Raw genomic sequence first — 10,629 nt, 5'->3', positions numbered from 1 at the left:
TGATGTATTTACACACCCGAACAACGCTTAAAAACAAATTACTATGGTTATTAATGAAGAAATCCTATATTCGATGGGAGCAGAAATTAAAAAATTCTCTCCCACGGAGCTGATTTTTCGAGAAGGAGATCTCCCTTCCTTTTATTTTCAGATTATAAAAGGGGAAGTAAAACTCAACAGTTATAATGAAGAAGGTAAAGAACTTATTCAAAATATTTTAGGAAATGGCCAGTGTATTGGTGAATCTTTGCTGTTTATGGATAAACCTTCTCCTATGAATGCTATAGCTCTAAATCATTGCACTATTCTGAAGTTATCAAAATTTGATTTTTTCCGATTATTGAAATATTATCCTGACATCTGTATGGACATCAATAAATGCATTTCGCAGCGATTATATTTTAAACTCATTATGGCTCAAACCATTCACTCACAAAATCCTGCTGCAAAATTAAAAGTTTTGCTTGATTATCTCAAGAGTTTTCAGAAGGAAAAAAAGGCTTTTTCTTTTCAAATACCGTTAACAAGGCAACAAATTGCAAGTTTAACCGGTATTTGTGTAGAGACAGCTATCAGAACTATCAAATCCATGGAAAGAGATCATATGCTCAAAATCATTAACCAAAAAATCATGTATTAATATGATTGAGATCATAAGAAATTGAATTATAGACTACTAGCTTTGTGATATCAATTTTCAGCATTTTAATTATCAAATGAAATTTTCTGGAGATTTTTTATTAGACCCAAATTATTGTTGTCGATACTAGTCAAGACATCAATATATTATACATCACTTAATATTAATTACAAAAAAAGTTAGTTATGAACACTAGAAATTCAAACAGCCGTAATTCCAGGAGCCAATCTTCCAATGATTCAAGATCAAGTTTAGAAGAGGTTTATCAATTAGGTTACGATCACGGATATAATGATGCTTCACAAGATGAAGACTATGATGATGATTTCTCAGATTTTGAAGATTATTATGACGATTACAACAACAACTATGATGAGGATTACGATGACGAAGACTATGATGAGGATTATGACGACGAAGACTATGATGAGGATAACCGGGGACAAAGAGGTTCGCAGGGTGGAAACCAGCAGAGAGACCGTCAGGGCAGATTTAGCTCCGGAGGAAGCTCACGAGAATCCGGTTCCAGAAGCAATGGAAGAGGAAGATCTTCAGGAGGGAATGGTACTTCCAGAAGAGGTTTCGCTTCGATGAGTAAAGAAGAACGTACAAGGATTGCCCGTATGGGAGGACAAGCTTCTCATGGAGGAGGAAGATCTTCATCCCATTCAAATAACAGATCTAATTCAGGAAACACCAATAATTCCGGTAGATCCAGAGATAGAAATAGCTCAAGTAGAGATTCAGATTATTCTTCAGGTTCAGGAACTTCCAGAAGAGGGTTTGCTTCAATGAGTAAAGCGGATCGTACAAGAATTGCCCGTATGGGAGGACAGGCTTCCCACGGAGGAGGAAGATCCGGATTCGGAGGCAGACGTAATTCATAATTCTTTTATAAGGTTATCTCCTTTTAGTAGGAGGTAATCTTTTTAACCATTAAAAACACCAACTTATCATGCCAAATAAAACAACCGAAATAAATACTGCCAGCACTGCTTCCACACAAAAAAAAATGTCTGTAGACAATGCAATCGTAAATAAAGACGAGATGAAAAATGCTCCTCTTCACAAATTTTTTGTTGATTCCCTTAAGGACATCTATTTTGCAGAAAATGTCATTATTGATGCGCTGGAAAAAATGCAGGAAGCCGCAACAACAGAAGAGCTGAAAGATGCTTTTGAGGATCATCAGCTTCAAACTAAAAAACATGTAAGCAGACTGGAAAAGGTCTTTAAACTTATCAATGAAGAACCTCAGAAAAAAGAATGCGAAGCTATAAAAGGAATTATCAAAGAAGGAGACGAAATCATCAAATCGACCCAGGAGGGTTCTATGACACGCGATGCAGCTCTGATCATTGCAGCTCAAAAAGTAGAACATTATGAAATTGCCACTTATGGAGGACTTGCCCAATTGGCTATCACTATGGGACATGATAAAGCGGCAGATTTACTTGAAAAGACACTTCAGGAAGAAGAGGATACGGATTATTTACTTACCGAAATAGCAGAAACCTCTATCAATTTTGATGCTGAACAGGAAGATTGATCTCAAATATAAGTAAGTCATATAGTTATTCTATATGGCTTATTCTAACCTTGAAAACTTCACATGGAATCTCAAAAAATATTAAAATCATTAAGATCTGAAAATTTCAAAAAAATTAATAATAAAGGTGATTGGTTTGAAAATAATGCTTCTATCTACGCAAAAGAAATCAATACCAACATTTTCTTATTGTTTATTATTATGAAGGATTTTCCCTCCGAAAATATAGAGGCATTAATTGCCCGATTTGAAAATTTCAACAGCATTGGTAAACATGAACCTATACAGCTCATGTTTTACCTTTCTATAAAGGACAGACAAGACTTTCATTACTTTGAAAAGTATATGAAAATTAATGACTGAAAATTTTAGCTTTTAAAATAATCAACCCATAAAAAATTATAATATGAAAAAGAATGAGCCCAACAGAAAGTCAGAACAGTTAGAATCATTAAGTACATCTAATGAAAACCAGATGTTGACCACCAACCAAGGAATTAAGATCAACAATAATCAGGACTCTTTGAAAGCAGGAGACAGGGGACCTACCTTACTGGAAGATTTTATTTTAAGAGAAAAAATAACCCATTTCGATCATGAAAGAATTCCCGAAAGAATAGTTCATGCAAGAGGTTCAGGTGCCCACGGGATCTTTAAGCTTACCAAAAGTTTAGCTCCTTACACTAAAGCAAAGTTTCTTAATGAAGTAGGAAAAGAAACCCCTGTATTCGTTAGATTTTCTACCGTTGCAGGAAGCAGAGGCAGTACAGATTTACCTAGGGATGTGAGAGGATTTGCCATAAAATTTTATACAGAAGAAGGTAATTATGACCTAGTCGGTAACAATATGCCTGTATTTTTTATTCAGGATGCCATTAAGTTCCCAGATCTTGTCCATGCTGTAAAACCGGAGCCTGATAATGAAATCCCACAGGCGGCTTCTGCCCATGATACATTTTGGGATTTTATTTCTCTAATGCCTGAAAGTATGCACATGATCATGTGGCTGATGAGTGACAGAGCTATTCCAAGGAGCTTAAGAATGATGGAAGGCTTTGGGGTCCATTCATTTAAATTTATTAATGAGGAAGGAAAAGTACATTTCGTAAAATTCCATTTTAAACCTAAATTGGGAGTTCATTCTGTAGCATGGGATGAAGCACAGAAAATTTCAGGTGCAGACCCTGATTTTCACAGGCGTGATTTATGGGAATCTATTGAAAACGGAAGTTTCCCAGAGTGGGATTTCGGAGTGCAGCTTATCCCTGAAGACAATGAACATCAATTTGATTTTGATCTTCTGGACCCTACAAAACTCGTTCCTGAGGAATTGGTTCCTGTAGAGATCATTGGTACTTTAACACTTACTAAAAATCCTGATAACTTTTTTGCAGAAACGGAACAGGTAGCTTTTCATCCCGGTCACCTAGTGCCCGGCATAGATTTTAGTAATGATCCATTATTGCAGGGGCGATTATTTTCTTATACGGATACACAGTTATCACGATTAGGTTCTCCCAACTTTCATGAAATCCCTATTAACAGATCCATCAATACAGTGCATAATAACCAGAGAGACGGACATATGAGGCAACAGATCATAAAAGGAAAAGTAAGCTATGAACCGAATTCCATTGGAGGAGGTTGTCCATTCCAGGCTATGATGAAAGATGGAGGATTTACTTCTCATCAGGAAAAAGTTCCAGGACACAAAGTAAGAGAAAGAAGTAAAAGCTTTGTAGATCATTATTCTCAGGCTAAACTTTTCTATAACAGCCAGTCAGCTCCAGAAAAAACTCATCTTCAAAATGCTTTAATTTTTGAATTATCAAAAGTTACCATACCTGAAATCAGGGAAAGAGTGGTAGGGCAGTTAACTTACATTGATAAAACCTTAGCATGGAGAGTAGGTCAAAAATTAGGAATTGAACCTAAAAAGTTGGAACAACCTAATCAAAGTATCCCTGCGGATGCGGATCCTAGAGAACTTCAAAGTGAGGAAAAAGAACCTCATATTAAAATTTCCGAAGCATTAAGTATGCGGAATACAGTAAAAAATACTATTTCCAGCCGGGTAATCGGTTTTATCATGGGAAATGGGGTAGATGCTAAAATTACTTCCCATTTAAAAAAACAACTTGAAAATGAAGGGGCAAGAGTAGAAATCATATCTACCAGCCTCGCACCTGTTAAAACAAATAATGGGCAATCATTTATTCCCAAACATTCTCTTACTAGTACTTCGAGCGTATGTTTTGATGCATTATATATTTGTCCCGGAGAAGAATCTACCCAAGAATTATTATCTGCGGAAAACAGACATCTAGTTCTGCATTTCGTCAATGAAGCTTATAAACACTGTAAAGCAATCTATTTTGGTCAAGCTACAGAACCTATTTACAAAAATAGTAATGTCGCTCACAAAAAACATGATGATCCTGCTATTATCACTTCCTCCGGGGAAAATAATAACAATCTATTTATAAAAGCTATAGCTCAACACAGAATTTGGGATCTGGAAACGCAAAGAAATACATAGATTTCATTTATCATCTATTTTTTACTATTTGAAATAATTTCCAATCCATATCTTCTAAAAACCAATAACCATGGAATTTCAAAAAAACCTTTTAGATTACATCAGTCATTCTCTTCTCACTACTAATGAAACAATCTCTGTTGCAGAAAGCGTTACTTCCGGTTTTTTGCAACTGGCATTTTCCCAAATGCCTAATGCTTCATTATTTTATAATGGTGGTGTAACCGCTTATAATTTATCAGAAAAGGTAAAATTATTGAATATTGATAAAGAGCAGGGACTTGAATGTGATTGCGTTTCTCCTGCTATTACAGAAGATATGGCAATTAATATTGCCAAGCTGTTTGAAACGGATTGGGGTATTTCTGTTACAGGTTATTGCACGCCTATAAGGCATTCCTCCTATAAACTTTTTTGTTTTTTTTCTTTTGCCTATAAAAATGAAATTATTCTGACTAAAAAACTTGAACTGCACCCCAAAACTCCATCCATTAACGCTCAGCTATACTACACGGAGTTTATTTTGGGGTGCTTTAAAAGTGAGATAAATAAATTATTAACCTTGAAATAATCATATAAACATCATGATGACAAAATAATTCAGCTATGAGAAATAAACAATTCCAAAACAAGACGGTTCTTATCACAGGTGCAGATAGCGGAATAGGAAAAGCAACCGCTTTGCTCTTTGCAGAAAAAGGAGCTGATATAGCCATTATCTACCATGAAGATCATGAAAGTGCCCAGAAAACAAAAAATGAGATCTTAACTTTCGGACGAAAGTCTGTTATATTTTCAGGAGATATCAATGATTATGAATTCTGTGAAAAAACAGTTCAAGAAGTAATCTCAAAACTGGGAGGAATTGATATTTTAATCAATAATGCCGGAGTACAGTTTCCCTCTGACAATATTGCCGAGCTGGAAGAAGAAAATATACGGAAAACCTTTGATTCCAATATTGTAGGAATGATATTACTTACCAAAGTTGTTTTTCCGTTTTTAAAAGAAGGAAGCTGTATTATTAATACAACTTCTGCAGTAGCCTATCAGGGGCATCCTGAACTACTGGATTATTCAGCTACAAAAGGCGCCATTGTTTCTTTCACCCGTTCACTTGCTTTACAGGCAAAACCTAAAAATATACGTGTAAATGCTGTAGCTCCCGGTCCCGTTGCTACACCTCTTACAAAAGAAACTTTTGGGGAAGAGGAGGAAGACCCGAATAAACCACCTTTTGAAAGAAATGCATCCCCTGAAGAAATAGCAGCTTGCTTTCTATTTTTGGCCACAGATGCCGCAATACAGATTACAGGACAGGTTCTCCATCCTAACGGTGGACTTATTGTCAATGGATAATCTTAATGGTCATTTTAATTCAAAATTTATTCAGAATTGAATAGTAAATTTGTAACATGAAAATCCTGATCATAGAAGATGAACCTGAGCTTGCAAAAAGTATCGCCGAATATCTTTCCGGAGAACATTATGTATGTGAATTCGCTTCTACTTTTCATCAGGCACTCAATAAAATTACCAATTTCACTTATGACTGTATTTTACTGGATATTTCTTTACCTGACGGAAATGGAATGAAGATACTTGAAGAATTGAAAAAGGAAAACAAACAGGATGGTGTTATCATTATTTCCGCTAAAAATGCTTTGGATGATAAAATTCTAGGGTTACAGATTGGTGCTGATGATTACCTTACCAAGCCTTTTCATTTATCTGAATTAGCAGCCAGAATTTATTCAGTGATCAGAAGAAAACAGTTCAGCAATACCAATATTATCATTCAAAATGAATTGCGGATAGACCTTCTATCAAAAACAGTTTCGGTGAATGAATCTCCCGTTATTCTTACCAAAAAAGAGTTTGATCTGCTACTTTATTTTATAGGAAATAAAAATAAGGTTATCTCTAAAAGTACCTTGGCAGAACACTTATCCGGAGATTTTGCGGATATGCTGGATAATCATGATTTTGTTTATGCACATATTAAAAATCTAAAGAAAAAACTCAGCGATGCAGGGTGTGATCATTATTTGAAAACAATTTACGGAACGGGTTATAAGTGGGAATTCATTTAACTGATTATGAAAAGTTTACTCAACAAAATAACAAAACCCTTTCTAGTTTATGTACTCATTATTTTACTGATAAGTATTCCTGTGTATTACTTTGTTATAGATACGATCTGGATCAATGAGCTGGATGAACATAATGAAATTGTGGCAGATAAAACAGCATTTGAATTCAATCAGCTAAAGCTATCTGATGAAGAGCTGGAAAAAAGTATTGAATTGTGGAATCATATCCAGCCGGGAACCGATATAGAAAAAGTTACTTCTGCCCATTTGAAAAAAAACAAAATATATACTATTGAAAAACAGAAGCTCTATTCAACGGAGCCTAATATCGACAGATTCAGATGCCTGAAGAAAATCATTTATATCAACCAGAAACCTTATCTCTTTACTATAGAAACCAATGTAGAAGAAACCCAGGAAACGATTATTGCCATTGCCATAACTACCGGTATTTTTTTCCTTCTTATTGTAATAGGATTATTACTTCTGAACAGAAGACTTTCCAACACGGTATGGTCTCCCTTCAATGATACCCTTTCAAAGCTTAAATCTTTTGACCTGAGTGAAGGAACTCCAATATCATTTCAAAAAACGGATATCAAAGAATTTGAAGAACTGAATACCGCTTTATCCAGACTTATAGAACATAATATCTCTGTTTACAAAACACAGAAAGAATTTACCGAAAATGCATCCCACGAACTGCAGACACCTCTTGCTATCCTTCAGAACAAAATAGATAATCTTCTCCAGGATCAGGATATCACGGAAAATCAATATTCTGTTATTGAAGACCTCAATAAGACTTTATCCCGCAGCACAAGAATTAATAAAAATCTCCTGTTATTGGCTAAAATCGGGAATTTACAATTTTCTCAAAATGAAAAAATTCCTTTGTATATTACGCTTAGCCAAAGCTTAGAATTTCTTCGGGAACATTTTGACCAGAAAGGTATTCATTTGGGTACCTCTATTGATGAAGTTGAAATCGAAACCAATAGGACACTGGCTGAAACCTTAATTAATAATCTCCTGGTCAATACAATCAGACATACTCCTAATCAAGGAACTGTAAACATCCGACTTTCTAAAAGTTCACTGGAAATTTCAAACTCTGGAGAAACTCCTCTCAACAGCGATTCATTATTTAAAAGGTTTTCAAAAGCTTCTTCTGAAAACAGCGGAAGTGGTTTAGGCCTTGCCATTGTTAAAGAAATCTGCCAGCATCAGCACTGGGCTCTGAACTACCATTTTGAAAAAGGGTTTCACTTTTTTTCCATTGGATTCTAAAATTCAAAATTTATTCAAAATCGGATTGCAATTTTGTGTTATAAAAGCAATAGTTATAACTATTAAAATTGACTATCATGATTGTAGAAATTGTATTATTATTCTTTGGAACAATTGTAGCATTCTGGATCAGTGCCATATGTGGAGGAGGAGCAAGCCTTATTCTTATTCCGATTTTGAATCTTTTACTTCCTGCCTCGAATGTTCCGTTTTCTTTAACAATAGGTACATTCACAAGTTCTGCTTCCCGGATAGCGGTATTCAAAAAACACATTAACTGGAAAATATTCCTCTGGTTTGTCCCGTTTTCCATTCCTGCTGTATTATTAGGAGCCTGGCTGATCAAATTTGTCAATCCTAATTATTTACAAATGATCGTAGCCGTATTTCTGATTGCCAATATCCCTCAATTATTCAAATCCAGAAAAGAAGAAAAAACTGATATAAAACCTTATCCTAATTTTGTTCTGGCTCTTATTGGGTTCTTTGCAGGTTTTATCTCTGGAATTACGGGTGCTATAGGCTTATTATTTAATAGATTTTACCTGCGATTCGGGCTTTCTAAAGAAGAAATTGTTGCCACCAGAGCTGCAAATGAAGTATTTCTTCACCTCATAAAATTAATCATCTACATAACACTGGGGCTATATTCCGGTACAGCTTTATGGTTGGGGTTAACCATGGCAGCAGGTACTATCGTTTCTTCTTATACCGTAAAATTCATTTTGCCTTATCTAAGTGAATTTACCTTTAAAAAAGTAGGGTATATTGCTATGGTTATTTCAGGAATCATCCTATTTACAAGCACTTCTGAGAAAATTATCTTGGAAAATAAGGTTTCTTTTTCCGTTACCTCTGATCATCACAAAACAGAATCGCAAATTACCTGGCGAAAAAGTAATCTCAGCATAGAATACAACCGCCATAAAGGATTGGAATTGGAAAAACATGTTCCGAGCCACGAATTACCCGAAAATATCAGAAATAAATATGAAGAACTCAACCAAAAATATGATAGAGTAAGTGTAGAAAAAGTATTTTCATTCACAAAGAAAGTTTCTTATGAATTCTACTGTTATATAGATGATGAAATGATTCAATTAAAAGACTGATAGGACTGGAAATTTTTTATTATCCATCAGGTTAAATTTCAATATAAAAAATTAAATGAAAAATTTGCTATTAAGCGGATTAATGATCTTCACGGGATTATCAGCTTTACATGCACAGGACCAGGACACGTTATCTGTACATGAAGTTCAGGACAGTATTGTCCCAATATCAAAAAGAACAATCGATGAGAGCCATCAATTTTCTTACAAGAAACTGATTATTCCGGCAACCTTTATTTCTTACGGAGTAGCGAGTTTGAGTATCAACGGGCTGAAACAACTGAATTTTTCTACCCGAAATGAAATTAATGAACATCGGCCCGATCATATCAAATTAGATAATTATACTCAGTTTGCTCCGGCTGTATTAGTATATGGACTGAATGCGGTAGGAGTGGAGGGAAGGCATAATTTCATGGAGAGAAGTATCATCTATGGTACTTCTATGTTGATTACTTCTGCTGTTACAGTTCCTCTTAAGCACATTGTAAAGGAAGAAAGACCGGATCAGTCTGATAGATTATCTTTTCCGTCAGGACATACAGCTATTGCATTTGCTTCCGCTCAATTCATGTTCAGGGAATATAAAGACACGAATTTCTTATTAAGTGTTTCAGGATATTCATTCGCAGTATTTACAGGATTATACCGTATGCTAAATGATAAACATTGGTTTGGAGATGTGGTAGGTGGTGCGGGATTTGGTATTTTATCCACAGAACTTGCTTACTGGCTGTATCCTAAAATAAATTCATTATTAGGTGGAAAAAAAGAAAAATCCCAGACCATGATAATGCCTTTCTACCAAAAGGGAAAGATGGGTATCGGGCTAGTGAAGAATTTTTAAAATTAAAGGCTTCCAGATTATATGGAAGCCTTCTTAAATTAATTTATACTGTGGCATTTCCTTCAATACCATCGGAATTATCTGTTTTATTTCCTGTAACAGCTGATGCTACAAAGCTTAATAAACTGACTAATTTTCCAGCCTTGGTATCCCAGTAATAGGTTTCTTTAGGTTCTACACGAATGATGGAAACATGGGGATCGTCTTTACCGTCAAACCATGCATTTGCCATAGCAGACCATTTATCCTCAATAGTGGTTTTATCTTTATAAACGGAAGCGGTACCATACACCGAGAGGTATTGTGAATCTCCGTTATTCATAAAGAAAAGCTGAACTCTGCGGTCTTCTTTTATCTCAAAATTTTTATTGCTTGTATCACTGCTTATAAACCAAAGATTTCCGTTTTCATCAGTCTCCTGTAAAGTCATAGGTCTTGAATTCACAGGAACCTTTTCCAGTTCCGTACAGAACATGCAAATTCTTGCCGCTTCCGACAGTTCCTTAATTTTCTTAACAGCCTCCAGATGGGTAAGATTTTGTGTTGACATAATATTAAT

The 10,629-nt window shown here is 35.2% G+C and carries 12 protein-coding genes; 11 read left to right on the top strand and 1 reads right to left on the bottom strand.

Features of this window, described 5'->3' with window-relative positions; genetic code table 11:
* Positions 1–43 precede the first annotated feature (43 nt).
* From Q0A18_RS10415 to Q0A18_RS10365, 11 genes are all read left to right on the top strand, one after another.
* Positions 44–640 (top strand): Crp/Fnr family transcriptional regulator, encoded by a 597-nt coding sequence (locus Q0A18_RS10415; protein ID WP_292010084.1) that lies wholly within the window; start codon positions 44–46, stop codon positions 638–640.
* A 185-nt stretch (positions 641–825) separates the two neighbouring features.
* On the top strand, positions 826–1,527 hold the full coding sequence (locus Q0A18_RS10410; protein WP_292010083.1) for a KGG domain-containing protein: 702 nt from the start codon (positions 826–828) through the stop codon (positions 1,525–1,527).
* Between the two features lie 68 nt (positions 1,528–1,595).
* Positions 1,596–2,189, top strand: a complete 594-nt coding sequence (locus Q0A18_RS10405; protein ID WP_292010082.1) for a ferritin-like domain-containing protein — start codon at positions 1,596–1,598, stop codon at positions 2,187–2,189.
* Positions 2,190–2,252: 63 nt separating this feature from the next.
* Positions 2,253–2,552 (top strand): hypothetical protein, encoded by a 300-nt coding sequence (locus tag Q0A18_RS10400; protein WP_292010081.1) that lies wholly within the window; start codon positions 2,253–2,255, stop codon positions 2,550–2,552.
* Positions 2,553–2,595: 43 nt separating this feature from the next.
* Positions 2,596–4,728: a catalase gene (locus Q0A18_RS10395; protein WP_292010080.1), complete on the top strand. Its 2,133-nt coding sequence runs from the start codon at positions 2,596–2,598 to the stop codon at positions 4,726–4,728.
* Positions 4,729–4,798: 70 nt separating this feature from the next.
* Positions 4,799–5,299, top strand: coding sequence for a nicotinamide-nucleotide amidohydrolase family protein (locus Q0A18_RS10390; RefSeq protein WP_292010079.1), 501 nt, complete (start codon positions 4,799–4,801; stop codon positions 5,297–5,299).
* A 35-nt stretch (positions 5,300–5,334) separates the two neighbouring features.
* On the top strand, positions 5,335–6,087 hold the full coding sequence (locus Q0A18_RS10385; protein WP_292010078.1) for an SDR family oxidoreductase: 753 nt from the start codon (positions 5,335–5,337) through the stop codon (positions 6,085–6,087).
* A 56-nt stretch (positions 6,088–6,143) separates the two neighbouring features.
* A complete protein-coding gene (locus Q0A18_RS10380) occupies positions 6,144–6,821 on the top strand; it encodes a response regulator transcription factor (RefSeq protein WP_292010077.1) in 678 nt (225 codons plus the stop codon).
* Between the two features lie 6 nt (positions 6,822–6,827).
* On the top strand, positions 6,828–8,111 hold the full coding sequence (locus tag Q0A18_RS10375; RefSeq protein ID WP_292010076.1) for a HAMP domain-containing sensor histidine kinase: 1,284 nt from the start codon (positions 6,828–6,830) through the stop codon (positions 8,109–8,111).
* A gap of 77 nt (positions 8,112–8,188) precedes the next feature.
* A complete protein-coding gene (locus tag Q0A18_RS10370; RefSeq protein WP_292010075.1) occupies positions 8,189–9,223 on the top strand; it encodes a sulfite exporter TauE/SafE family protein in 1,035 nt (344 codons plus the stop codon).
* 55 nt (positions 9,224–9,278) lie between these two features.
* Positions 9,279–10,070 (top strand): phosphatase PAP2 family protein, encoded by a 792-nt coding sequence (locus Q0A18_RS10365; protein ID WP_292010074.1) that lies wholly within the window; start codon positions 9,279–9,281, stop codon positions 10,068–10,070.
* A 43-nt stretch (positions 10,071–10,113) separates the two neighbouring features.
* Here Q0A18_RS10365 and Q0A18_RS10360 read toward each other — a convergent pair.
* The coding region (locus Q0A18_RS10360; RefSeq protein WP_363315979.1) for a pyridoxamine 5'-phosphate oxidase family protein at positions 10,114–10,629 on the bottom strand (516 nt) is incomplete at its 5' end.

It is taken from the genome of Chryseobacterium sp. (assembly GCF_022712095.1).
Taxonomy (GTDB): Bacteria; Bacteroidota; Bacteroidia; order Flavobacteriales; family Weeksellaceae; genus Chryseobacterium.
Note: the sequence above shows the minus strand (reverse complement) of the source record. Positions and strands in the feature narration are given on the sequence as shown.

What these genes read in the sequence shown, in the direction of transcription:
- Q0A18_RS10415 (WP_292010084.1), top strand. Translation starts at nt 44, where the DNA reads ATGGTTATTAATGAAGAAATCCTATATTCGATGGGAGCAGAAATTAAA.
- Q0A18_RS10410 (WP_292010083.1), top strand. Translation starts at nt 826, where the DNA reads ATGAACACTAGAAATTCAAACAGCCGTAATTCCAGGAGCCAATCTTCC.
- Q0A18_RS10405 (WP_292010082.1), top strand. Translation starts at nt 1,596, where the DNA reads ATGCCAAATAAAACAACCGAAATAAATACTGCCAGCACTGCTTCCACA.
- Q0A18_RS10400 (WP_292010081.1), top strand. Translation starts at nt 2,253, where the DNA reads ATGGAATCTCAAAAAATATTAAAATCATTAAGATCTGAAAATTTCAAA.
- Q0A18_RS10395 (WP_292010080.1), top strand. Translation starts at nt 2,596, where the DNA reads ATGAAAAAGAATGAGCCCAACAGAAAGTCAGAACAGTTAGAATCATTA.
- Q0A18_RS10390 (WP_292010079.1), top strand. Translation starts at nt 4,799, where the DNA reads ATGGAATTTCAAAAAAACCTTTTAGATTACATCAGTCATTCTCTTCTC.
- Q0A18_RS10385 (WP_292010078.1), top strand. Translation starts at nt 5,335, where the DNA reads ATGAGAAATAAACAATTCCAAAACAAGACGGTTCTTATCACAGGTGCA.
- Q0A18_RS10380 (WP_292010077.1), top strand. Translation starts at nt 6,144, where the DNA reads ATGAAAATCCTGATCATAGAAGATGAACCTGAGCTTGCAAAAAGTATC.
- Q0A18_RS10375 (WP_292010076.1), top strand. Translation starts at nt 6,828, where the DNA reads ATGAAAAGTTTACTCAACAAAATAACAAAACCCTTTCTAGTTTATGTA.
- Q0A18_RS10370 (WP_292010075.1), top strand. Translation starts at nt 8,189, where the DNA reads ATGATTGTAGAAATTGTATTATTATTCTTTGGAACAATTGTAGCATTC.
- Q0A18_RS10365 (WP_292010074.1), top strand. Translation starts at nt 9,279, where the DNA reads ATGAAAAATTTGCTATTAAGCGGATTAATGATCTTCACGGGATTATCA.